This window comes from Nannocystis punicea (assembly GCF_026965555.1).
Lineage (GTDB): Bacteria > Myxococcota_A > Polyangia > Nannocystales > Nannocystaceae > Nannocystis > Nannocystis punicea.
This window is the reverse complement of sequence record NZ_CP114040.1, coordinates 981,081-1,005,198: the sequence shown is the minus strand read 5'-3', so window position 1 is coordinate 1,005,198 and position 24,118 is coordinate 981,081. Positions and strand designations below refer to the sequence as shown.

The 24,118-nt window shown below is 68.8% G+C and carries 19 protein-coding genes; 7 read left to right on the top strand and 12 right to left on the bottom strand.

Annotated features, from left to right (window positions below; genetic code table 11):
* Positions 1-394: 394 nt before the first annotated feature.
* Complete coding sequence (locus O0S08_RS03790) at positions 395-979, top strand: hypothetical protein (protein ID WP_269037591.1); 585 nt, start codon at positions 395-397, stop codon at positions 977-979.
* A 317-nt stretch (positions 980-1,296) separates the two neighbouring features.
* Here the strand turns inward: O0S08_RS03790 and O0S08_RS03785 are convergent, their stop codons facing one another.
* On the bottom strand, positions 1,297-2,616 hold the full coding sequence (locus O0S08_RS03785; RefSeq protein WP_269037590.1) for a hypothetical protein: 1,320 nt from the start codon (positions 2,614-2,616) through the stop codon (positions 1,297-1,299).
* 46 nt (positions 2,617-2,662) lie between these two features.
* Between O0S08_RS03785 and O0S08_RS03780 the strand changes: the two genes are divergently transcribed.
* Both O0S08_RS03780 and O0S08_RS03775 read left to right on the top strand, forming a co-directional pair.
* Entirely contained in the window at positions 2,663-2,863 is a 201-nt protein-coding gene (locus O0S08_RS03780; RefSeq protein ID WP_269037589.1) for a hypothetical protein, read from the top strand.
* 361 nt (positions 2,864-3,224) lie between these two features.
* Positions 3,225-3,887 (top strand): DUF6119 family protein, encoded by a 663-nt coding sequence (locus O0S08_RS03775; RefSeq protein WP_269041939.1) that lies wholly within the window; start codon positions 3,225-3,227, stop codon positions 3,885-3,887.
* Here O0S08_RS03775 and O0S08_RS03770 read toward each other — a convergent pair.
* Together O0S08_RS03770 and O0S08_RS03765 are read right to left on the bottom strand one after the other, a co-directional pair.
* Positions 3,832-6,018 carry a 3-hydroxyacyl-CoA dehydrogenase NAD-binding domain-containing protein gene (locus O0S08_RS03770; protein ID WP_269041938.1) on the bottom strand — a complete coding sequence of 729 codons (2,187 nt, stop codon included), beginning with the start codon at positions 6,016-6,018 and terminating at the stop codon, positions 3,832-3,834. The two genes, O0S08_RS03775 and O0S08_RS03770, sit on opposite strands and share 56 nt — an antisense overlap.
* A gap of 23 nt (positions 6,019-6,041) precedes the next feature.
* Complete coding sequence (locus O0S08_RS03765; protein ID WP_269037588.1) at positions 6,042-7,253, bottom strand: acetyl-CoA C-acetyltransferase; 1,212 nt, start codon at positions 7,251-7,253, stop codon at positions 6,042-6,044.
* A 112-nt stretch (positions 7,254-7,365) separates the two neighbouring features.
* Here O0S08_RS03765 and O0S08_RS03760 point away from each other — a divergent pair, with 112 nt between their 5' ends.
* Together O0S08_RS03760 and O0S08_RS03755 are read left to right on the top strand one after the other, a co-directional pair.
* Positions 7,366-8,571 carry an acyl-CoA dehydrogenase family protein gene (locus O0S08_RS03760; RefSeq protein WP_269037587.1) on the top strand — a complete coding sequence of 402 codons (1,206 nt, stop codon included), beginning with the start codon at positions 7,366-7,368 and terminating at the stop codon, positions 8,569-8,571.
* A complete protein-coding gene (locus tag O0S08_RS03755) occupies positions 8,568-9,581 on the top strand; it encodes a phosphotransferase family protein (RefSeq protein WP_269037586.1) in 1,014 nt (337 codons plus the stop codon). The genes O0S08_RS03760 and O0S08_RS03755 overlap by 4 nt, the downstream gene beginning before the upstream one ends.
* 102 nt (positions 9,582-9,683) lie before the next feature.
* Here the strand turns inward: O0S08_RS03755 and O0S08_RS03750 are convergent, their stop codons facing one another.
* The 9 genes from O0S08_RS03750 to roxA all read right to left on the bottom strand — a co-directional run bounded on the left by O0S08_RS03750 (position 9,684) and on the right by roxA (position 21,254).
* The gene (locus O0S08_RS03750; protein ID WP_269037585.1) at positions 9,684-10,595 is read right to left on the bottom strand and encodes a zinc metalloprotease; all 912 of its coding nucleotides are present in this window, start codon (positions 10,593-10,595) and stop codon (positions 9,684-9,686) included.
* Between the two features lie 383 nt (positions 10,596-10,978).
* Positions 10,979-12,433: a coniferyl aldehyde dehydrogenase gene (locus O0S08_RS03745; RefSeq protein WP_371879594.1), complete on the bottom strand. Its 1,455-nt coding sequence runs from the start codon at positions 12,431-12,433 to the stop codon at positions 10,979-10,981.
* 118 nt (positions 12,434-12,551) lie between these two features.
* Positions 12,552-14,108 (bottom strand): long-chain-fatty-acid--CoA ligase, encoded by a 1,557-nt coding sequence (locus tag O0S08_RS03740; RefSeq protein ID WP_269037583.1) that lies wholly within the window; start codon positions 14,106-14,108, stop codon positions 12,552-12,554.
* 13 nt (positions 14,109-14,121) lie between these two features.
* Positions 14,122-14,574, bottom strand: a complete 453-nt coding sequence (locus O0S08_RS03735) for a DUF4334 domain-containing protein (protein ID WP_269037582.1) — start codon at positions 14,572-14,574, stop codon at positions 14,122-14,124.
* Between the two features lie 13 nt (positions 14,575-14,587).
* Positions 14,588-15,679, bottom strand: coding sequence for an NAD(P)-dependent alcohol dehydrogenase (locus O0S08_RS03730; protein WP_269037581.1), 1,092 nt, complete (start codon positions 15,677-15,679; stop codon positions 14,588-14,590).
* The gene (locus O0S08_RS03725; RefSeq protein WP_269037580.1) at positions 15,676-16,827 is read right to left on the bottom strand and encodes an acyl-CoA dehydrogenase family protein; all 1,152 of its coding nucleotides are present in this window, start codon (positions 16,825-16,827) and stop codon (positions 15,676-15,678) included. The genes O0S08_RS03730 and O0S08_RS03725 overlap by 4 nt, the downstream gene beginning before the upstream one ends.
* Before the next feature lie 17 nt (positions 16,828-16,844).
* Entirely contained in the window at positions 16,845-18,083 is a 1,239-nt protein-coding gene (locus O0S08_RS03720; protein ID WP_269037579.1) for an acyl-CoA dehydrogenase family protein, read from the bottom strand.
* Positions 18,080-19,243 (bottom strand): acyl-CoA dehydrogenase family protein, encoded by a 1,164-nt coding sequence (locus tag O0S08_RS03715; RefSeq protein ID WP_269037578.1) that lies wholly within the window; start codon positions 19,241-19,243, stop codon positions 18,080-18,082. The genes O0S08_RS03720 and O0S08_RS03715 overlap by 4 nt, the downstream gene beginning before the upstream one ends.
* A 10-nt stretch (positions 19,244-19,253) precedes the next feature.
* Entirely contained in the window at positions 19,254-21,254 is a 2,001-nt protein-coding gene (gene roxA / locus O0S08_RS03710; RefSeq protein ID WP_443094086.1) for a rubber dioxygenase RoxA, read from the bottom strand.
* Between the two features lie 402 nt (positions 21,255-21,656).
* Between roxA and O0S08_RS03705 the strand changes: the two genes are divergently transcribed.
* Both O0S08_RS03705 and O0S08_RS03700 read left to right on the top strand, forming a co-directional pair.
* The gene (locus tag O0S08_RS03705; protein WP_269037576.1) at positions 21,657-23,336 is read left to right on the top strand and encodes a DUF3556 domain-containing protein; all 1,680 of its coding nucleotides are present in this window, start codon (positions 21,657-21,659) and stop codon (positions 23,334-23,336) included.
* Positions 23,337-23,743: 407 nt separating this feature from the next.
* A complete protein-coding gene (locus O0S08_RS03700) occupies positions 23,744-24,019 on the top strand; it encodes a hypothetical protein (protein WP_269037575.1) in 276 nt (91 codons plus the stop codon).
* Positions 24,020-24,118: the final 99 nt, after the last annotated feature.

The window sequence follows — 24,118 nt, the reverse complement described above, 5'->3', positions numbered from 1 at the left end:
GACATCTCGGGCGTCGATGACGCTGTACGCCGCGTACGGCACCGAGCGGCTGAAGTTCGCCTCGTGGCAGCGGATGGCGCGGCGCCAGGGCTCGAGCGGGGCGCGCTCAAGGTCGGCGATGGCGACGGCGAGCTCGCTCTGCTGATCCGCCCGCCCTCGGAGCGCCCGTGCCTGCTGATCCGGTCTGAAGGCCGCGCATGTGGGCCGAGCCGGAGGCGCTGCCGGGGACCACGGAGCTTACGTTGTATCGGCGGAGGTGGCGAGAAAGCAGCGGCGCTTGGAGGAGCGCGCCGGACTTAATGTGACAAAGTTCACACGCCGACCTGTAGCCGACCTACGTTCGGATTTGCCGCCTTGCGGGCGATACGCGAGTCTTGGCCACGGAGGGTGTCAAATGCCAGATTTCCAGACTGAGATTCAGTGCGCGAATGTAATCGCTGAATACGCCAGCCGGATCGATGCGCTCTCCGAGGACTTGGCGCGGCGGTTCGCATCAGCAATTGCTGCTGAGTTTGTGACCATGCGGCTCCCCTCCCCTCGTCCTGGAACGTTCTCACTTATGGTTCCTGTGACCCGATGGGTGGTGCGAGATGATGACCTCAAACTGATGGATTCAGTGTGGGCTGCGACCGCGGCTGCGGCCAGTGTTAACTTCTTTGCCGGAACGGTGACGAATCAGGCTCTCGTCGGGATTGCAGCGGCTCTGTTCAAGACCGGACGTTCAATTATGAAGAAAGGAGTACACCTTGATCCGCTCCAATATAGGATTCTTTCGATTCTGCGGGCAGCCCCGGGTGGCCTGTCGATCGAATCTCTGCATGCCGCGCTGCTAGAGATCGACGCCAGCAATCCGCCGTTCTCCCACGGCGATGTGAGCGAATTTCTCACGATCTTGTCAAAGATACGACTTTCTGATGGTACGGTGGTATCGCTTGCGAGCCAGGATGGAGAGGGTCGATGGAGCGCATCGGGGGTGTAACAGAAAGTTCATGACGTCTTGATCCTCTGCGACAGGATCAAGCCCTGGCCACGGCTCGATGAGCAACTCTTGCTCCCGGGCCGTGGCCCGTCGCGCGACTCCGCCTCCCTGCGGCTGGGGCTCGACCGCCCCGTCTCTCGCCTGAGACGAAGCGTTCTACGGTCGCTCGTCCCACGCTGAAGGGCTCGGCGAGATGCTCGTAAGTCAGCCCTTCGCTCATACTTCTCGATGACCTGCACTCCGCGTGGGCGCCACGAGGGAAGCACTCCCCGACATCGTACCACGCAATCGCGGCCGGGTGACGACGATGCTCGGCGCTACGGAGTAGGAGCCTCGATGAGGATGTCCTCGCCGACGAGGGTTTGCAGCAAGATATCTTTTAAACGAGTACTTCGTTGATAGACAGCGATGGGATCCGTGTCCGAAGCGTGGTTCTCGATCCATTCTTCGACTCCATGCACAGTGAACCCGTCCACCATTGAGTCAGTGCTCCCTGAAAGTTCAATTTGCTCAAACGAAATCGGCAGGTCTTCGAAGTCGAGGATGTGTGCCGGCTGAAGCCAGTCTAGTTGACGTCCAGCCTCTATCCAGCAATCGCGTATCTCTCGGTCGAGAGCGGCGCTCTTCATCATACGATTAATGTAGTAATCCTCGAGGTCTGCGGCGGACCACGTCGCACGCGGGATGATGCCAGCGCTCATTAGATCGCCAAGGCTATACTCTCGCGTTTCCCGATCGATCTTAGCTGCGAGACAGGCCAGCCGGAGGTCGGGCGAGAAGGACACGCCCGCGAGCGCCTCTCGGCAAGAACTCAATTCCGAGGTGACGAGGTCAAGACTTCGAAAATCAACCGAGCAACAGAAGAACGCCACGACCACGATTTCGTTCTCTTCCAGCATGGAGCAGCGCGCGATCTTGTCAAACAGTTCGTATCCATCGCTATACGGGCCCGAGAGCAACGCAACATTGTGTCGGAACAGTTCGTCGTAAACCTGAGGGTATTCGCGCAGAAAGTCTTTGCACAGGCGCAAGCCGAACCAGGTGGCGATGCCTTCCTGGGTTCGCACCCAGAGGGAATTCATGACGCCGATTCGCTGACCGAGATCGAACAGCCTGCGCGCGCCGCGCTGGAACACTGGGTTTGCGCGCAAGCGTTCACGGATTTGTGCCCGGAAGCTTTTATCCTTTGCAAGTATCACGCGACGTGCGGCCGGCTGGATGGACCCGAAATGCGCTCGCTCGACGGCCATGATCTCACCAGAACGGATTAGCTGAAGAGGAAGAGTGTATTTTAGCTGAAGGGTGTTGAGGCGGCGTATCATTTCGCCCCAGTCTGATTTACCCAACTGCCCGTGAACGTACTCATGATATGTTGTATACAGCAGATCAAGACCTTGAATGCCGGCATCGACAAAGATTGAGGCCTCGCACGGATTGTAGGACCCATGAGCACCATCCATTCTTGACGTCACGCTCCTCCGCTCCAGCGTAAGCCTCGTTTTGCCGAACTGGCTCTCCAGGCTGTCGTCTTCATCTTCCATGTTCATCTCACTGCCTTGCTGGATGGTTGAGCGAAAATGCGCGCCGCAATGTGGCTCCAGCACCCACAGGATATCAAGTCGACCTTGCTTGGGCAAGGTGCCGCGTACCTCCACTATGAGACAGTCGCCGCGGCGTTCCCCCGTGCGGCGGTGCTCGGGGGAGCAGGGCCCCGAACTGCGTGCGGGCCTCGACGTCAACGTCTCGCCCCTGCTCCTGCTCGGCTCGATGAACTGGGCCGCCGAGTGGTGGAACCCGCGCATGTGCTCGCTCGCCGACCTCGTCAAGGCCGCGCAAGACTTCGTCCGCTACGGCATGGGCCACCCGGCGCTGTTCGCCGGCTGACCCTGGCCGGGCCATGACCGCTCTCCGGCCGCTCGCGTGCCCGAGCGAGCGCGGCGGATGCCGTGAGCTGATCGCTTCGCCTCCTCCCCGGCACATCCCGTACGGGCGACCTCCGTTCGGCGTCCGCTCGGGCCATGTCTTCGATCCCTCTTACTGTCTACCGCCTCGACTCCAAGGCGCCTCTGAAGAAACTTCTGACTGAGACCTCGGGCGTCAAAGTCTGTCAGCCAATTGCGCGAGAACCAGGCACCTTCTCGCTCTCCGACGCTCTCTTCGCCTACGATCGATCCGACCCCGCGGCGATCACATGGCTATCGCTGATGGGACAGCACTTCACTGACGTCCCCGAGATCGGCGGTCAATCGACGCGGGGCGTCCTGCTGTCCGTTCGCCTGGCTCGACGTACGCGTTGCCGTTCGGAGCAGGCGGCTCCTTCCTCATCGACTCGACCAAGATCTCCCGCGGCTGGGGCCGGCGAATCGCTCTCAACCTCCTGTACGACAGCTCGGGACAGCTCGTCGACAACGGCACCGCCCTGCGGCGGGGCCTCCGCTCCCATTTGGGCCAGGGCCTCGTCACCGACGTGCACGCTTCCAGGGAAGTGGCACTCGACGTCTTGGGCTTCGATTCCGCGCAGGAGATCCTAAAGTCCGTCACCGTCGCGGTACCTCCCAAAAGAGGTTGGGGAAGATACGTCGAGGGCGCGGATTCATTCCGACTGCGCTGGAACGGCCTCTCCTCGGCCCTACCGAAGCTCTGCGCCGAGCTCGACCGCATCTACGGCCTACCGCACTACGCGAACCACTTCGACTTCATCGATGATCTCCGCAAGGTCGACGACGGCAGGACCCTGCACGAGGCGTGGGCCGAGGCGGCACGCCTCATCATGCTTCTTGAGCGCGTTGGCGTCGAGGCCCGTGAGTGCGCGGAGAGACCTCAGTCGCTCGTGGTTGTGAGCCGCGCCCTCATCACTCGTAGCGCTCGCCCCGTTCGGCCTTGGCCACCAGCGAGTCCGGCGGGCTGAAGTGCGGCCCGTAGGCGGCCGCCAGCGCGCGGGCGCGGGCCACGAAGCCGCGCAGGCCGCCCTCGTACTGATTGATGTACTGCAGCACCCCGCCGGTCCAGGCCGGGAAGCCGATGCCGTAGATCGAGCCGATGTTGGCGTCGGCGGCCGAGGTGAGCACGCCGTCGTCGACGCAGCGGACCGTGTCGATCGCCTCGGCGAACAGCATCCGCTCCTGCATGTCGATGAACGGGATCTCCTTGCTGCCCGACTTGAACGCCGCGCGCAGGCCCGGCCAGATGCCGATGCGCTTGCCCGACTCGTCGTATTCATAAAAGCCGCCGCCGGTCGAGCGGCCCTTGCGGCCGAGCTCGTCGATCATGCGGTCGACCACCGCCTCGGCGCCGTGCGGGACCCACGTCTTGCCCTGGGCCTCCTCGGCCTTGCGCGTCTCCTGGCGGATCTTCTGCGTCAGCGTGATCGTCAGCTCGTCGAGCAATTGCAGCGCGCCCGCCGGGTAGCCGGCCTGCAGCGCCGCCTGCTCGATGGTCGCCGGCTCGATGCCCTCGCCGACGGCCGCGACCGCCTCGTTGATGAACTTGCCGATCACCCGCGAGGTGAAGAACCCGCGCGCGTCGTTGACGACGATCGGGGTCTTGCGGATCTGCAGCACGAAGTCGAACACCTTGGCCAGCACCGCGTCCGACGTGTTCTTGCCGCGGACGATCTCGACCAGCTGCATCTTGTCGACCGGCGAGAAGAAGTGGATGCCGATGAAGTCGGCCGGCCGCTGCACGCCCTCGGCCAGCAGCGCGATCGGCAGCGTCGACGTGTTCGAGCCCAGCACCGCCGCCTCGTCGACGAACGGCTCGATCTCTTTAAAAACTTTGTGCTTGAGCTCGACGCTCTCGAACACCGCCTCGATCACGAAGTCGACCCCGGCGAAGTCCTTCGGGTCCTCGGTCGGGTGAATGCGAGCGAGCAGCGCGTCGGCCTTCTCCTGCGTCGTCTTGCCGCGCTCGACCGCCTTCTGCTCGAGCTTGACCGCGTAGCCCTTGCCCTTCTGGGCTCCCGCCAGGGATACGTCCTTGAGCACCACCTCGATCCCGACCTTGGCCGCGACGTAGGCGATCGCCGCGCCCATCATGCCGGCACCGATCACGCCGACTTTCTTCGCCTGGAACTTCGGGAACCCGGCCGGGCGGCTGGCGCCCGCGTTGATCTTCTGCAGGTCGAAGAAGAACGCGCCGATCATGTTCTTCGCCACCTGCCCGGTGGTGAGGCTGACGAGGTAGCGGGTCTCGATCAGCGACGCGGTGTCGAAGTCGACCAGCGAGCCCTCGACCGCCGCCGCGAGGGCCGCCCGCGGCGCCGGCATCGGCGCGCCCTTGACCTGCTTGCGCAGGTTGCCCGCCATCGCCGGAAGAATGCTGGAGAGCGCCGGGCTCGACGCGCTGCCGCCGGGGATCTCGAAGCCCTTCCTGTCCCACGGCTTGGCGGCGTCGGGGTTGGCGGCGATCCACGCCTTGGCCCGCGGGATCAGCTCGTCGACCGAGGCGACGACCTCGTCGACCAGCCCGAGCTCCAGCGCCTCGCGCGGGCTGAACTTCGTGCCCGGCAGGATCACCTGCGTCAGCGCCTTCTGCAGGCCGATCATGCGGACGATGCGGGTGATGCCGCCGCCGCCGGGCAACAGGCCGAGAGTGACCTCGGGCTGGCCGATCTGGCAGCCGGGCACGTCGGCGACGATGCGGCGATGCGCGGCCAGGGCGACCTCGAGGCCGCCGCCGAGCGCGGTGCCGTTGATGGCGGCGACCACCGGGCGGCCGAGCTTCTCCAGCCGGCGCAGGTGGCTCTTGACCCGCTCGATGTGGGCCGTCTGCTCGGCCGCGCGCGACCTGTCGTACTTGCGCAGGCGATTGAGGTCGCCGCCGGCGAAGAAGCTCTTCTTAGCGCTGGTGACGATCACCCCGGTGATCGACGCGCGCTCCGCCTCGAGCCGCTCGACGCTGGCCGCCATCGACTCGGTGTAGGCGTCGTTCATCGTGTTGACGCTCGAGCTCGGGTCGTCGATCGTGAGGATCACGACCCCGTCGTCGTCGCGCGTCCAGTGGATCGCAGAGGCCTTGTGGGTGTTCGACTCGCTCGTCATCTCGGTGCCCTCGGAGTACGCGCTCACACGCGCTCGATGATGGTGGCGATGCCCATGCCGGCGCCGACGCACAGGGTCGCCAGGCCGTAGCGCAGGTCGCGGCGCTCGAGCTCGTCGAGCAGCGTGCCCAGGATGATGCAGCCGGTCGCGCCGAGCGGGTGGCCCATGGCGATCGCGCCGCCGTTGACGTTGACCTTGTCGTCGGGGATCCCGAGGTCGCGCTGCCACTTGAGGACCACCGACGCGAACGCCTCGTTGAGCTCGAACAGGTCGATGTCGTCGATCTTCAGGCCCGCGCGCGCCAGCGCCTTTTTGGTCGCCGGCGTCGGCCCTGTCAGCATGATCGTCGGCTCGCTGCCGGTGACCGCCATCGACACGATGCGGCCGCGCGGCCGCAGCCCCAGCTGCTTGCCGGCCTCCTCGCTGCCGAGCAGCATCAGCGCCGCGCCGTCGACGATGCCCGACGAGTTGGCCGCCGTGTGCACGTGGTGGATCTTCTCGACCCGGTGGTACTTCTGCAGCGCCACCGCGTCGAAGCCGCCCAGCTCGCCCATCTTGGTGAACGAGGCCGGCAGCGCCGCCAGCGACTGCACCGTCGACTCGGGCCGGCGGTGCTCGTCGCGGTCGAGCACCAGCACGCCGTTCATGTCCTTGACCGGCACGACCGAGCGCTTGAAGTGACCGTTCTGCCACGCGTGCTCGGCCTTGCGCTGCGAGCCGACGGCGAACGAGTCGACGTCCTCGCGGCTGAAGCCCTCGAGAGTGGCGATGAGGTCGGCGCCGATGCCCTGCGGCACGAAGTAGGCGTCGTACGCGGTGGTCGGGTCCTGATGATAGGCCCCGCCGTCGGCGCCGATCGGCACCCGCGACATCGACTCGACGCCGCCGGCCAGCACGAGGTCGTCCGACCCCGACGCGACCTTGGCCGCCGCAGTGTTGACCGCCTCGAGGCCCGAGGCGCAGAAGCGGTTGAGCTGCACGCCGGCGACCGTCTCCGGCAGCCCGGCCACCAGCGCCGCGGTGCGGGCGATGCAGCCGCCCTGCTCACCCACCGGCGAGACCACGCCGAGGACGATGTCGTCGATGCGGTCGAGCCGGAGCCCGGGGTTGCGCGGCACCAGCTCGTGGATGAGCCCGACGACGAGGTCGACCGGCTTGATGCTGTTCAGCGCCCCGCCCTTCAGCTTGCCGCGAGGGGTCCGCATCGCGTCGTAGATGAACGCGCTCTTGGCCATGCTCGGCAATCTAGGCGACCGCCGCAATTTTTACAACGAATTAAAAAAGAACGCCCGCAGACTTGACTCACAGCCGGGTTACGGGCAACCCTTGCTTTCGGGGCGCTTTATCATGGCCATCCGCTTCGACCTCGATCCGGAGCTCGCCGCGCTGGTCCAGCGCACCCGCGAGTTCATCCGCGACGTCGTCCTCCCCGTCGAGCTGGCGTGCAAGGGCTCGCTGCACGACGCGGCCGACGCCGAGGACATCCGCCGCCGCTTGCAAACTCGGGCGCGCGAGGCCGGCCTGCTGGCGCCGCACGTCGGCGCGCGGTGGGGCGGCCGCGGCCTCGACGTCCGCGGCCAGGCGGCCGTGTTCGAGGAGGCCGGCTACTCCTTGCTCGGTCCGCTGGCGCTCAACATCTCGGCGCCCGACGAGGGCAACATGCACCTGCTCGAGCGCGTGGCCACGCCGGCGCAGCAGCAGCAGTACCTGGCGCCGCTCGCGGCCGGGCAGGTCCGCAGCTGCTTCGCCATGACCGAGCCGCCGCCCGGAGCAGGCTCCGACCCGCGCGCGCTCGCCACTCGTGCCGCCCGCGTCGACGGCGGCTGGCGCATCGACGGCACCAAGTGGTTCATCACCGGAGCGCGCGGCGCCGCGTTTGCGATCGTCATGGCCCGCACCTCCGGCGCGCCCGGCGACCCCGGCGGCGCGACCATGTTCCTGGTCGCCGGCGACAACCCCGGCATGCAGATCGTCCGCGACCTCGACACCCTCGACCACGGCCTGTTCGCCGGCCACAGCGAGGTCACCTTCGATCATTGCATCGTGAGCGACGACGCGATCCTCGGCGAGGTCGACCGCGGCTTCGAATACGCGCAGGTCCGCCTGGCCCCGGCGCGCCTCACTCATTGCATGCGCTGGCTGGGCCTCGCGCGCCGCGCCCACGACCTCGCCCTCGCGCACGTGACGAAGCGCGAGGCGTTCGGCAGCCGCCTCGCCGAGCTCGGCATGGTCCAGCAGCAGATCGCCGACAACGAGATCGACCTCGCCGCCAGCCGCTCGCTGATTCTCCACACCGCGTGGGTCCTCGACACCGGCGGCGACGCCGGCACTGCCTCGTCGATCGCCAAGACCTTCGTGTCGGAGGCGGTCGGACGGATCGTCGACCGCGCGATGCAGATGACCGGCGCAGTCGGCACCTCCGGCGACCTGCTGCTGTCGCGCTACTGGCGAGAGGTCCGGCCGTTCCGGATCTACGACGGCCCGAGCGAGACGCACCGCTGGTCGATCGCCAAGCGCAGCGTCTCCGCGTTCAAGAAGCGGGGCGGCGCATGAACCCCCCCGGCCTCGACCTCGCCGCGCTGCACCGCTTCTTCGCCCAGCGCGTGCCCGACTACGGCGGCGAGCTCGACGCCCAGCTGCTCGCGGGCGGCAAGTCGAACCTCACCTACCGCCTGCGCGACGGCGTGCACGACTGGGTCCTGCGCCGGCCCCCGCTCGGCACGCTCACCCCGAGCGCGCACGACATGGCCCGCGAGTACCGGGTCGTCGCCGCCCTCGGCCCGACCCGCGTGCCGGTCGCTCCGGCCATGCTGCTGTGCGAGGACACCTCGGTGATCGGCGTGCCGTTCGCGGTCACCGCATTCGTCCCGGGTCGGGTGATTCAGAGCGCCGAGGACGCCGCGCGCCTGAGCCCCGACGAGCAGCGGCAATGCGGGGAGGAGCTCGTCGATCGCCTGTGTCAATTGCACGCGGTCGATCCGGCCGCCGTCGGCCTCGACAACTTCGGCCGCGCCGAGGGCTATCTGGAGCGGCAGATCCGCCGGTGGATGGATCAGTGGGAGCGCGTGCACACCCGCGAGCTCGCCGAGCCGGTCGAGCTGGCCGGGCGCCTGCGCCTGGCCCTGCCCACGCGCGGCGATCGCAGCGTCGTCCACGGCGACTACCGCCTCGACAACGTGATCCTCGCGCCCGACCGGCTCGAGATCGCCGCGATCGTCGACTGGGAGATGTGCACCCTCGGCGACCCGCTGGCCGACCTCGGCCTCGCCCTGGTCTACTGGGACCCGCTCACCGAGCCCGTCCTCGGCGTGAAGCACATCCGCAGCGGCGAGAATTTTTTCCCCCGGGCCGACGCGCTGATCGAGCGCTATTCACGGCAGTCCGGCCGCGCCCTCGCCGACCTCGATTTCTACGTGGCGCTCGGCCTGTTTAAATTGGCAGTGATCGCCGAGGGCATCCACCAGCGCTACCAGGCCGGCCTCACCGTGGGCGACGGCTTCGCCACCACCGGCGACGCAGTGCTGCCGCTGCTGCACGCGGGCATCGACCGGCTGTCGGCCTGAGCTCGTCGTCGCCCCCCCGTCGATGCGCAGGTGTATCCTGCCGGCGAAGCATGCCCGACCCCTCGCCCCCGCTCGGTCGCTCTTCCAGGCCGGCTGATCCGCTCAGCGGAACCACGTGAAGTGAAACGACATGCGGCTCCGCTGGCCGGCGGTGAACCGGCTCCTGCAGCTGTCGTTGGTATAATCCATGTAGTTGTCGACCGGATCGGTGCCGGAGCCGCCGCAGGTGTCGCGCTTCACGGGACAGCCGGTGGCGGCGGAGCTCTCGGAGGGCGTGTCGCCGACGAAGTCGCCGAACACGGAGCAACCGTTCTGGAAGGTGTGATAGAGGCCCAGCCAGTGCCCGACCTCGTGGACGGCCGTGATGCCGCTGTTGTAGTTCGTCGCGGTGCCGCCGGGCAAGGTGGCGCGGTCGACGACGATGCCGTCGGCGTCCGGATCGAGGCCGTACTTCCACGGAAAGGTGGCCCACCCGAGCAGGTTCAGGGCGTTGGCGACATAGATGTTGAGGGTCCCGCTGCCGCCGACCCGCAGGGCGCTCTTCGCCTGCGACTCGGCGACGCTGTCCATGGCCATGTTGTACCAGGCGGTCTTGCGGGTGCGAGTGATACCGGCGCGCGAAAAGTTGAAACCTGTGCCGGCGAAGGCCTGGTTGAGCACCTCGATCTGCTTGTTGACGCGCTCCTCCGTGACGTCGCCGACGCCGTTGTCGTCGCTGATCACGTGGACGTACACCGGGATCGTCGCCCGACCGAACGCGGGCGGTGGCGCGGCGGCCAGCCACTCGGCGAAGTCCTTCTCCAGCGCGACGACCTCGGAGGTCGCAGGGTGGTTGCCGCAGCCGCCGTCGTGCTCCGGCTCGATCGCCAGGCTCTCGGGGCCGCAGGGCTCGTCCTCGCCCTCGCAGAACCCACGCTCGTCGTCGATGACCGCGCGCGCCTCGTTGCCCTCGACATCTTCGGCCGCCTCGCACGCGAACACAGCCGCGCAGACGCCGATTCGCCACAGTCCCATGGTCTTCATATCCATCTCCCGCCCGCTCGGGGCTCAGGATCAGGGTTGGCGAGATCGTGCGCGAGAGCCAGCGGCGGACCGATCGCAAGGTCGAGCGCGCCACACCGTGCGGGGAGGTAGGCCCCGCGGCTCATTCATACCAGTCGAATGTGCGTCGTTTCGCAGCGCCGGATCTCCGGTGACGCCCGCCGCCCCGCGTACAGGCGGTCGAATGCGCTCGGCCGCTGCGGGAGTCGGCCGAGCGCTCCACCCAGTCCTGCACCGGCCCGCTGCCCGGTCGTCCGCGGCGTGTCGCTCCCCCTGCGACCCAGTGAGCCGATTCACCGCCGATCACAGTGCGCCCGCCGACGGTGCACGGCGCTCTTCTCCACGAGCCTCGCGGGCTAGCCGCCCATCTCGCGCTTGATCGTCTTGCGGGTCTTCTCGCCGTACGGCGGCTTCAGGCCCGCGAGGGCCGCGAGGTCGATCTTCGGCTGCCGGTACACCGCCTTCGGGTGGCTGAACGTCCTGAAACCGTCGAAGCCGTGGTAGTTGCCCATGCCCGACGGGCCGATGCCGCCGAACGGCAGGTCTTCGGGCATCGCGTGGAAGATGACGTCGTTGACCGTCACCCCGCCCGACACGGTGCGCTGGACCACGCGGCGCTCCTCGTCGGTGTCCTCGCCGAAGTAGTAGAGGGCCAGCGGCCGCTCCCCCGCGTTGACGTACGCGATCGCCTCCTCCGTGCGGTCGTACGTCAAGATCGGCAGGATGGGCCCGAAGATCTCCTCGCGCACCACTCGCATCTCGGGCGTCGTGTTGCGGACCAGGTGCAGCGGCATCTTGTTGCCGCTCGCGCTCGCGAAGTCCTCGTTGCTCGGGTTGACTGCGATCACCTCGGCGCCCTTGGCCTTCGCGTCGTCGAGCAGCCCCTGCAATCGCTCGCGGTGGCGGCCGTCGACCACCGACGTGTAGTCGTCGTTGCCGAGCAGCGTCGGGTACATGCGCGCGACCGCCTGCTGCAGCGCGGCGACGATCGCCGCCTCCTTGGCCTTGGGCACCAGCATGTAATCGGGCGCGAGGCAGATCTGGCCGGCGTTGAGCATCTTGCCGACGACCACGCGCTCGGTGGTGCGGGTGACGTCGGCGCTCTCGCCGACGATCACCGGCGACTTGCCGCCGAGCTCGAGCGTGGTCGGCACCAGGTTGTCGGCGGCCGCGTGCAGCACGTGGCGGGCGATGCCGGTGCCGCCGGTGAAGATCAGGTGATCGAACGCGAGGCCGGCGAACGCCTTGCCGACGGCCGGCCCGCCGAGGATGAACGAGAGCTCGTGCTCGGGGAAGAACTGCGCCGCCAGCTCGCGCATCGTCTCGGAGGTGCGCGGCGTGTGCTCCGAGGGCTTGACCATCGCCCGGTTGCCGGCGGCGAAGATCTGCGCGAGCGGGCAGAAGGTCAGGTAGACCGGGAAGTTCCACGGCGAGATCACGCCGACGACGCCCTTGGGCTGGTGCTCGACGTGGGCCCGCGCGCCCAGGAGGCCCAGCGGGAAGTCGAGCTTGCGCTTCTCGGGCCGCATCCAGCGGTCGACGTTGGCGAGCGCGTGCTTGAGCGACTTCACCGACGAGACGATGTCGGTGACCATCGATTGGGTGACCGAGCGGTGGCCGAAGTCGGCCGACAGCGCCTGCGTCAGGCGGTCCTTGTTGCCGACCACGAGGTCGATCGCCCGCCGCAGCCGGTCCTTGCGGATCGCCGCGCCGACCGGCAGCTCCGCCGTGAACGCCTCCCGCTGGCGTCGCAAGACGTCGCGCATGTGCGCGAGGGTCGCTTCATCGCTCGAGGCCTGCTGATCGTCCATGGTGGTCTCCTCGCTGCTGCTTGACACGAAAGTCGTCGATTCGCTGCAGTCATGATTACCGGCGAGCGCGACGACTTCAACACCGCATCGTCGCGGGCTGCTGCCCCCGGCTCGCCGCTCAGCCGACCGCTCGCTCGCGGTCTTGCCAGAACGGCGCCCGCAGCTCGCGCTTGAGCAGCTTGCCGGTGGGCGTGCGCGGCAGCGCCGGCACCACCGATACGCCGACCGGGACCTTGAACTTTGCCAGGTGCTGGCGGGCGAACGCCAGTAACTCCGGGGTGTCGACGGTCGCGCCCGGTTTGGCGACGATCACGGCGAACGGTGATTCGCCCCACACGTCGGAGGGGATCCCGATGACCGCGACGTCGGCGACGCAAGGGTGCTTCATGAGGACGTTCTCGACCTCGGCGGGGTAGATGTTCTCGCCGCCCGAGATGATCATGTCCTTCACCCGGTCGTGGATGTAGAGATAGCCGTCGTCGTCGAAGTAGCCGACGTCGCCGGTCTTGAGCCAGCCGTCGGCGGTCAAGCTGGCCGCGGTGCCCTCGGCGTTGCGCCAATAGCCGACCATGTTCTGCCGCGAGCGCGTCCAGATCTCCCCGGGCACTCCGACCGGCAATTCGGCCCCCGAGTCGGGCGCCACGATCTTCAGCTCGACGCCCCCGTGCGGCTTGCCGGCGGCGCGCAGGCGGTGACGATGCGCCCCCTGCAGGTCGTGATCCTCCGGCGGCAGGGTGACGATCGCCCCGGTGGTCTCGGTGAGCCCGTACGCCTGGGCGAACTTGCAGCCCATCAGCCGCACCGCGCCGGCCAGCACCGGCTCGCTGATCGGCGACGCCCCGTAGACGATCAGCTGCAGGCTCGAGAAGTCGCCGGTGGCCGCCGCCGGCACCTGTTGCATGAAGTGCAGCAGCACCGGCACGAGGAAGGCGTGGGAGATCCGGTGCTGGCCGATGAGTTTGATCAATCCCGACGGGTCGACGTCGCGGACCACCACCGACTTGCAGCCGTGGAACATGCCGACCATCGCCCAGCCGCCGCCGCCGACGTGGAACAGCGGCAGCGCGACCAGGTTGACCGAGTCGGCCGTCACGCCCCACATCTGCGACGACGTCGGCAGCAGGCCGAACACGTTGTCGTGGCTGAGCAGCACGCCCTTCGGGTTGCCCGTGGTGCCCGAGGAGTAGAACTGGAACGCCACGTCGCTGCCGGTGGTCGCCACGCCCGGGTCGACGTCGGCGCCCGCGTCGCGCCAGGCCGCGTACGACTGCTGCGATTCGCCGCCGCCGATCACCAGCGGCGTCTGCACCGACTCGAGCGCGCCCGCGAGCTCCGCCACCAGCGGCATGAACTCGGCGCCGACCACGAACACCCGCGCCTCGGCGTCGTTGACGATGAACCCCACCTCGCGCGCGGTCAGGCGGAAGTTGACCGCCACCAGCACCGCGCCGAGCTTGGCCGTGGCGAACAGCAGCTCGAAGTACTCGTTGCAGTTCTTGTCGAGGAAGGCGACGCGGTCGCCGAAGCCGACCCCGGCCCGGCGCAGCGCGTCGGCGACCCGGTTCGAGCGCGCGTGCAGCTCGCCCCAGGTGAGGCTCTGGTCGCCGCACACGAGCGCCACCGCGTCGGCGCGCTCGGCGGCGTGAGTGCGGATCACGGACGAGATCGTGGTCATGTCGATGCCTCCTCTACGGTGATTGCAGCCGGCGCAGGTAAAAGAACAGCGGCGCGGCGTCGCCCTTGCGGTCCATGACGCCGAGCACCCGCTGGTCGTCGAGCTTGCGGAAGTGATCGAAGATCGGGTGCTTGTCGTAGATCATGGTCGCGGTCGCGGCCCCGCGGTAGTGCACCAGCCGCAGCGAGGCCTTGCCGAGGACCGGGCTGGCGACCCGCCGCCCGTGCTCGTCGCGGGAGACGATCGGGTCGACGTCGTCGTCGTGGTGGAACGACTTGCCGACCCAGCCGATCGCCGCCAGCTGCTGCTCGCCCGGGTGGCCGGTGTGGAACACCCCGCCCTCCCACTCGCCGCGCATGAACGCGGTGTCGATCGGCGGCAGCGCGTCGTAGAGCGCGTGCAGGGCCTCGGCGGTCGTCTCGCGGCCGCTGGCGATCAGCTCGGAAAGCGCGTCGGTGGCGTTCATGGCAGTCTCCTCGTCATGACATTCGCAGGACCGGCTTGATGACCCGCCCGGCCAGCATGTCGGCCGCGGCCTCGTTGATCTGCTCGAAGGGATAGGTGGTCACGAGCGCGTCGAGCCGCAGCTCGCCGCGCCGGTACCAGTCGATGAGCTGCGGGATGAAGGTGCGCGGGTCGGAGTCGCCCTCGACGGTGCCGCGCAGGCTGCGGCCGCTCGCCATCAGGCGATTGAGGTCGAGGGTGAGGCCGGCCCCGCGCGCGCTGAGCCCGGCCAGCACCATCCGCCCGCGCGAATGCAAGGAGTTGTAGGCGGCCTCGATCACCTCCGGCCGCCCGGTGTTGTCGAACGCGAGCGTCAATCCGCCGAGCTTCTTGAGCGCGGCCCCGAGGTCGACCTGCGAGCCGTCGACGACGTCGGTGGCCCCGAGCGCGCGCGCATGCTCGAGCCGCCCCGCCCGGACGTCGACGGCGACGATGCGCGCGCAGCCGGCGACCTTCGCCGCCATCACCGCCGAGAGGCCGACCGTGCCGCAGCCGAACACGCCGATCGCGTCGTGCGGCTCGGCGCGCAGCACGTTGACGACCGCACCCGCGCCCGTCTGCACCCCGCACGCGAGCGAGGTCATCAACTCGGGGGGCAGGTCGTCGGCGAGCCGCACGAGGTTGTGCGCCGCGGCCACCGCGTGGCTGGCGAACGACGACTGGCCGAAGAAGTGCCCCGTCAGCGGCTGGCCTGCGCGAGAGATCGGCGACGAGCCGGCGAGGCGGCGCCCGAACAGGTTGAAGTCGCGCGCGTGGCGGCAATACGGCGGCAGCTCGGCCACGCAGCTGGGGCAGCGCCCGCACGCGCCGAAGCTCATCACCACGCGCTCGCCGACGGCGAAGCGAGTGACGCCCGCGCCGAGGGCGACGATCCGGCCGACGCCCTCGTGCCCGAGCACCGCCGGCAGCGGGGTGCCGTAATCATGCTCCTTGGCGGAGAGGTCGGTGTGGCAGATCCCGCACGCCTCGACCTCGACGAGGACCTCGTCGTCGCGCGGCTCGTCGAGCTCGACGTCCTCGATGCGGAACGGCTCGCGCGCGCGCGCGACTGCGGCGCGGATCTTCATGCGGTCTCACCGATCCGTCCGAGCAGCCGATCGGCCAGCCTGGCCCGCTGATGAGCGCCGTCGCCGTACAGCACCTCATTGTGCTTCTGCCGCTTGAACCACAGATGAATAAAGCACTCCCAGGTGAAGCCGATCCCGCCGTGCAGCTGCACCGATCGCCCCGAGCAATCCGCGGCCGCGTCGCTGGCCGCGGCCTTGGCCATGCGCGCGCACACCTCGGCCGTCTCCGGCTCGTGGTCGAAGGCGCAGGCGGCGTCGTAGACCAGCGAGCGGGCCGCGTCGATCTGCACCATCATGTCGACGAGCGGGTGCTTGACCGCCTGAAAGAACCCGATCGGCCGCTCGAACTGCACCCGCGTGCGCGCGTACTCGGCGGTGGTCTGCAGCTGCCACTCGGCGGCGCCGACCATGTCCGCGGCGACGATCGTCAGCAGCGCCGGCTCGGCCGCGACCAGCGCGCGCACGCCGTCCCCGGGGCCGGCGAGGACCTGCGCGTCCCTGACGTCGCGCAGCTCGACGTGGGCCTGGTCGCGCGTGAGGTCGAGGATCGCGTCGGGCACGATCGTCACACCCGCGGCGTCGACGTCGACGAGGTAGAGGCCGACGCCGCGCGGCGACCTCGCCTTGACGATCAGCCCCGCGACCTTGCGCGCGTCCTGCACGAACCACGCGGTCCCGCTGAGGGCGCCGGCCTCGTCGACGGCGACGTCGGTGTCCTCGGGCGCCCACGAGCCGCGCCGGTCGGTGATCGCCAGGCTGACCGAAAGGCCAGCCGCGATCCGCAGCAGCAATTGCCGGGCCGCGTCGGTGTCGCAGGCGGCCGCGACGTAGGTGCTGCACAGGGTCGCTACCAGGGGCGACGGCACCGCCGCGCGCCCGAGCTCCTCGACCAGGCCGGCGATCGCCACCAGGCCCATGCCGAAGCCGCCGGCGCGCTCGGGCACCGCGACCGCGGTCCAGCCGAGGTCGAGCATCCTGCGCCACAGCGCCTCGTCCCACACGCACTCCGACGCGCGCGCCGGCTCGGAGCTGGTCGCCACCAGCCGGTGCAGGGCCTCGGGCGCGCAGTGGTCCTGCAGCAGCCGGCGCGCGGTGTCCTTCAAGATCTGCGCGGCGTCGTCGAAGCCGAAGTCGTGAGGTCGAGTCATGCGGTGCGTCGCTCCGTTCACTTCGACTTGGCCAGGCCGAGCACGCGCTCGCCGAGGATGTTGCGCTGGACCTCGTTGGACCCGGCGGCGATCGTGAAGCCGTACGAGTTCATGTACGCGTGCGGCCAGCGGCCGCCGGCGGGCGCGCCGGGATCGGTCTGGTGCAGCGTCGCCGCCATGCCCTCGATCTCGCAGGCCAGCCGCGCGGTGTCCTGCAGCAGCTCCGAAAGCGTCAGCTTGTGCTGCAGCGGCAGGCGCAGCGGGTGATCGACCAGGGCCGGCACGGCCGCGCGCCGCTCGTTCTGGGCGAACGCTCGCTGGCGGATCAGCATCTGCACGATCGCGTCGCGCAGCCGCGGATCGTCGCTCGCCGGCCTGCCGTTGCGATGGGAGCGCTTCGCCAATTCGATCAGCCCCCCGGCCCCGAGAGTCGTCTCGCCGTCGTCGCCGACGCCGCCGCCCGACGACGGCGTGACCAGCGAGCCGGCGCCGCGCTCGTGCAGCAGCGTCGTCATCGCCACCGCCCAGCCGCGCCCGACCTCGTCGAGGCGCAGGTCGTCCTCGATCGGGTAACTCTCAAAGAACACCTCGTTGAAGCCGAGCTCGCCGGTCATCTTGACCAGCGGGCGGATCGCCACCCCGCGGCCGACGCCGTCGCGGATCGGCGCGACGAAGTAGGTCATGCCCTCGTACTTGCGGCTGCGGTCGGTGCGGCACAGCAGGATCATCCACGTGGCGAAGTGCGCGAGGGTGGTCCACACCTTGTGGCCGTTGACGATCCACCGCTCACCGTCGCGCTCGGCGAACGCCTGCACGTTGGCGAGGTCGGAGCCCGCGCCCGGCTCGCTGAAGCCCTGACACCAGATCTCGTCGGCCGCGAACAGCGGCGCGAGCAGCCGCCGCTTCTGCGCCTCGGTGCCGTGGTGAAAGATCGTCGGCGCGGCCATGCCGAGGCCGACGATGTTGGGGAAGAACGGCGCGCCCGCGGCCTTGAGCTCATGGTTGGCGATCCACTGGCAATCGCGCAGGCCGCCGCCGCCGTACTCGCGCGGGTAGTCGCAGCCGACCAGCCCCGCCGAATGAGCCGCCTTCTGCCAGGCGCACAGGTACTCGAGCTGCTCGATGGTGGCGATCTCGAGCGGCCCGAGCGGCAGGCGGAAATTCGGCCGCGGCGGCAGGTTGGCGGCCAGCCACGCCTTGCAGTGGGCGCGGAAGGTCGCCTGTTCGGAGCTATCGCTGGGCGCGGTGGTGGTCATCGGGTCAGCCTGCGTTCGTCGAGTCCCAATCGTCGACCGATGATCTCGGCCATGATCTCGCTGGTGCCGCCGAAGATGCGGGTCACCCGCGCGTCGCGGTACATGCGACTGATGCGGTACTCCTCCATGTAACCGGCGCCGCCGTGCAGCTGCAAGCAGTCGTCGATCACGCGGCCCTCGAGCTCGGTGGCCAGCATCTTGGCGCCGCTGGCGACCTCGGCCGACAGCGCGCCGGCGTTGGCCAGCATGACGCAGTGGTCGACGTGGCTCTGCATCGCGTCGAGCTCGGCGCGCATGCGGGCCATGCGGAAGCGCGGGTCCTGGAAGGTGCCGATCGGCCGGCCGAACGCGGTGCGCTGCTTGATGAACTCGAGCGTGACGTCGAACGCGACCTGGGCGTGGGCGATCGCGCCGATCGCGATCTGCAGCCGCTCGACCGCCAGCGCCTGCGCGAGGTAGCGGAAGCCCTGCGTCGGGTCGCCGAGCACGTTGTCCTTCGGCACGACGACACCGTCGAAGAACAGCTCGGCGGTGTCCTGCGCGTCGAGGCCCAGCTTGTCGAGCTTGCGACCGCGCAGAAACCCCGCCATCCCCTCTTCTACCACGAACAGGCCGATCGCGCGGTCCTGGCCCGGGCGGGTCTTGGCGGCGACGACGACCAGGTCGGCGAGCAGGCCGTTCGAGATGTACGTCTTCGAGCCGTGCAGGACCCAGTGGTCCGCGTGCTCCTCGGCGCGGGCCTGCATGCCCGCGAGGTCGGAGCCCGCGGCCGGCTCGGACATCGCCACCGCGAGGATCTTCTCGCCGCGGACCGCCGGCGGCAGCCAGCGCTGCTTCTGCGCCTCGCTGCCGTGCTCACCGATGTACGGCGCCACCACGCGCGAGTGCAGGGTGAGGCACAGGCCGGGGTCGCCGTGGCGGAAGTTCTCTTCCTGGACGATCTGCTCGTAGCGCATGTCCTCGAGCCCGAGCCCGCCGTACCGCTCGGGCGCCCACATCAACAGGTACCCGTGCTCGCCGGCCTTGCTGAAGATCGCGCGGTCGACGACCCCCTGGCGTCGCCAGCGATCGACGTGAGGGGTCGCCTCCGCGCGGAAGAACTTGCCGACCGCCGCGCGGAAGATCTCGTGTTCGGCCTCGAAGATCGTTCTTGGGGTCATCGCACCGCACTCACAGCGTCTTCATGTACTCGAGCAGCGCCCAGCGCTCGTCGTCGGTCAGCGACTGCGTGAAGTCGTGGCCGTGGTTGCCCATGCCGTAGAGGTGGCTGTTGAAGATCATGCGCGAGCGGATCTGCTTCTGCGTGATCGGCGGCGGCGACTGATAGGCCAGCGAGTTGTACTGCGCGACCGCGTTGGCGATGTTGGCGAACAGGACGTCGATGGTCGCCATCTCCTCCGAGCACGGGAGGAAGGTGCTGTTGCCCGGCTTGTCCTCGCACTGCAGCGCGCTGTACTTCCAGCCGAGCTTGTCGAAGTCGTAGGCGGCGAAGCTCGGGTCGTAGCCGGCGTTGGTGCCGAGGACGTTGGCGGCGGTGTACTGGCGCTTCCACACCGCCGGGCGCGCGTCGGGGTCGAGCACGCCCCACAGGTCGGGCACGCTGCCGTTGTGGAAGAACGGCGCGTTGCCCCACGCGCCGTACAGCGGCGGCGCCATGTAGCCGAACGGCTCGATCCACTCGTTGGGCCCGAGCGGCGAGAAGACCGGGCCCTGGCCGTTGTCGTAGGCCGCCCGCGGGACCCGGCGCACGGCGCTGGTGATCGGGTCGTCGAAGAAGCCGGGGTGGTCGGGGCTCATGTCGTTGTAGGCCAGGAACGAGGTGTTCCAGGCCCGCCGCTTGCGCTCGTCGGCCATCAATTCGAAGCGCGCCGGGTCGGTGTCGATGATCTCGATCGGCGTGATCACCCCGGCGACGCCCTTGAGCCGCGAGTCGGGCAGGTACGCCGGGTCGTCGGCGTACTGCGGCGAATAGACGCCGTGGCAGCTGGCGCACGAGCCGTTGCCCTCGGGCGCGGGGATGTCGGGGTTCTGGCCGTCTTCCCACAGGTCGCGCTCGTGGAACAGCTCGGCGCCCCACTCGGCCAATTCCTCGTCGATCGCGTGCGGGTACGCCGGCGGCGACAGCGAGAGGAAGAAGTTGTCGATGTCCTCGAACTCGGCGGTCAGCGCCCGCCGCTCCGACGCGCTGCGCAGCAGGTTGGCGATGCCGAACGCCATCTCCGAGCGGACGTTGTCGGAGGTCAGCGCGCCGTCCCAGAACTGGCGGGTCTTGAACGCGCGGTACCACCAATTGGGCGCGCGCGACATGCCGCCGGCGTGGGTCGGGAAGTACTCGAGCAGGCTCGGGACCATCGCCATGGAGTCCATGTCGAACAGCGCCGGCAGGAGGTCGACGATGCCGATCGCGTCGCTCGAACCGCGGCCGACGCTCCACGGGATCGGCGCCAGCAAGAGCACGTTGAGCAGCTTGTTGGCCTGGAAGAAGTCGGCCTGCAGGAGGCCCGAGTCGTTGGCGTCGTTCGAGCGGCCCCACACGAACGGCAGCTCGGCCGGGGTGCCGAGGCGCGAGTCGTGGCAGCCCGAGCACGACGACGAGATGAGGCCGGTCCACTTGCCGTTGGCGTCCTTCGCCTGCACGAGGCCGAGCGGCAATTGCCCGCTGCCGCCCTTGGTGAGGTTGGGGTTCTCCCACGGGTACGGGTACGGGTTGTCGAACGGCGCCTTGGCCATGCCGTAGCGCTTGATGACCTGCTCGTCGAAGTCGGCCGGGCGGAACAGGTACCCCCATTGCTTGTAGAGCTCGTAGTAGTTCTTGGCGGTCGAGAACGACTGGAAGTAGGCCCGCTCGACCAGGTTCTTGCGCCCGCGCTCGACGCTGGCCCGGAACTCGCCGCAGGTCTGCGGATTGGCCGCCAGAGTGGTCTGGAACGGCGCCGGCGGGTCGTGCAGGTCGACCCACCAGGCGTTGAACTGCACCGCGGCCCCCGGCGTGTTGACCCCCGGCACCACCAGAGTGCGCGGGTCGAGCGGGATCGGCGTATTGTCGGGCTTGCCCGCGCAGCCGGCCGCGAGCGGCGAGCGGACCGTGGCGGTGTCGAGCAGCGGGCTCGCCATTGCCGGCTCCGCCGTACACAGCAATGTCACCACCCCCAGCGCCCCCGCGCCCACCATTCGTGTCGTCCCCGTCCTCATGTGACCCTCCCTCTCCCCGAGTCGAATCAACCCGTCGCCTCGACCTCGCTCCGGCCCGCGCCCAGGTTGTTCGACGAACTTTGGTTCCTGTTTCCAGCCCATCATGGTGCAATGACAGCCCCTACCGTGGCACCCATGACCCCGAAATCGCTCGTGATTTCGTCGTTCGAACATTTACTTGCTGGTGACTAGCAAGTATACAGATCGTGCAAGAGACCGTCAAGCGACCGCGCCAGCGCGATTTCGCCCAGCGAGAACTCCGGCGGACGACGCATTTGTCGAGGCCGGTCTGCCCCGCCTGGCTCGCGTCGGGGCGGGCTGCGAATGCGGTGAATCGACGATTTCCAGGCGGGCGGCCCGCGGCTATGATCGCTCGACTCGATGGGCTTGCTCGACCCGATCCCGCCGCCGTACGACCCCCTCGAGTGGGCCGCGAAGCCGCTCCCCGACAAGAGCCGCATGGTGTGTCGCTCGTGGGCCCTGCAGGGCTACGGGACCCCGGTCGCGGTCTACTTCGCCTATCTGCTCAAGGTCGCGCTCTACGTCGGCGGGTGGATCTTCTTCTGCGGGTTCACCCCGGGTCTCGGCGAGCTCGGGGCGATCGGTCAATGGTGGCTCGAGCCGGTCGCGTTCCAGAAGGCGATCCTGTGGAGCCTGCTGTTCGAGGTGCTCGGCCTCGGCTGCGGCAGCGGGCCGCTGACCGGGCGCTACTTCCCGCCGGTCGGCGGCTTCCTCCACTTCTTGCGGCCCGGCACCACCAAGCTGCCGCTCCTGCGCGGCCTGCCGCGGGTCGGCGGCCACACCCGCACCGCCCTCGACGTCGTCCTCTACGCGGTCCTGCTGATCGGCCTGGTGCGCGCGCTGGTGGCCCCGCAGCTCGACGCGGCGCTGCTGGTGCCGCTGGTCGTGCTGGTGCCGCTGTGCGGCCTGTTCGACAAGACCGTGTTCCTCGCCGCGCGCGCCGAGCACTACTGGGTCATGCTGGTGGTGTTCGCGTTCGCCAGCCCGTGGATCGCCGGGGCCAAGGCCGTGCAGGCGGCGCTGTGGTTCTGGGCCGGCGTGTCGAAGCTGAATCACCACTTCCCGGCGGTGGTGTGCGTGATGACCAGCAACTCGCCGGTCACCCGCTTCGAGTGGATCCGCCGCCTCGTCTACCGCAGCTACCCCGACGACCTGCGGCCGTCGACGCTGGCGACGGTGATGGCCCACGTCGGCACCCTGCTCGAGCTGTCGGTCCCGATCGTCCTCATCCTCGGCGACGGCGGCGTCGTCACCACCGTCGGCCTGGTGATGATGGTGATGCTGCACGGCTTCATCCTCAGCACCGTGCCGATGGGGGTGCCGATCGAGTGGAACGTGGTCGTGCTGTACGGCGGCTTCTTCCTGTTCGGCGCGCACGCCGAGGTGAGCCTCGCCGGTCTGCTGAGCACGCCGGCGCTGGCCGCGTTCGTCGCCGTGTTCACGGTGGTCCTGCCGCTGTGGGGCAACCTGGCGCCGCACCGCCTGTCGTTCCTGCTGTCGATGCGCTACTACGCCGGCAACTGGCCGTATTCGGTGTGGCTGTTCCGCGGCGAGAGCCACAAAAAGTTGGAGCGCCTGCGCAAGTCGTCGAAGTGGCTGTACGACCAGCTCGACGTGTTCTACGAGCGCAAGGTGTCGGTCGGCCTGGTCGGCAAGGTGATCGCGTTTCGCCTGATGCACCTGGCCGGCCGCGCGCTGTGTCGATTGGTGCCGCGGGCGGTCGACGACCCCGCCAATTACGAATGGGTCGACGGCGAGCTGGTCGCCGGCCTCGCGCTCGGCTGGAACTTCGGCGACGGCCACCTGCACGACGAGCAATTGATCGCGGCCCTGCAGGCCCAGTGCGGCTTCGAGCCGGGCGAGCTGCGCTGCATCCTCGTCGAGTCGCAGCCGCTGCACCGGCAGACCATGCTGTGGCGGATCCACGACGCCGCCACCGGCGAGCTCGGCCGCGGCGAGATCGCCATCGCCGACCTGCGCGAGCTCCAGCCGTGGTCGTTCGACCCGCCGGGCGGAGCGCCGCGACCGGGCGGCGCTTGAGGCGAGCTCGCGCAGCGTGCGCGATTGGCTCCGTCGCTCCCTCCAGCGCAAACAGAACACCAGCCGAGCGGCCGCGGACGACCGGCTTCGCCGGGTCCGCGGCGATTAGTCGGAACGCCTGCGCACGCAACTGCAAATACAATCATGTCCGGGAAGCAGCCCCGATGAACCGCGAGCAAGTTCAAGGCGAGTGGGAGCAGCTCGGGCGCGAAGCCTCCGAGCTGCGGAGGGGCCTCCACCCGTAAGCCTGAGCTCGCGCCGCGCTCCCGTTTTTCGGCTCGGGGGAGCGCGTTCACGGGTGCATCGCGCACGAGCGCGGTGCGCCGGGCCGCGGCATCACGCGACTTCACCGCCGATGCCTCAGTCATGACGACACGAGAGCCATCACTTCGACGACGAGGATCACCATGCAGTTCCGTACACCCATTCTCCTGACCCTGGCCTTCAGCTTCGTTCCGGCCTTCGGCTGCGCGCAGACCAAGCTCGACCGCAAGGAGCGGACCGAGGGCGCGATGGAGCGCCAGGAAGAGCGGATCGACCGCCGGGAGGAGCGGATCGACGAGAAGCAGGCCGACCCCGACAACAGCGCCGCCAAGGACGAGCGCCTCGAGGAGCGCGAGGACCGGCTCGAGGAGCGCGAGGAGAAGCTCAAGGCCAACGACGGCAAGCCGAACTTGCCCTGAGCTGCGGCGAACCTGCGGAGGTGCGGCCCTCGCCGCACCTCCGCGCCTCCGCCCCAGCGGCCCCGGCTGTTTCGCCGGAGGGCCGGCGACGAGGACGAT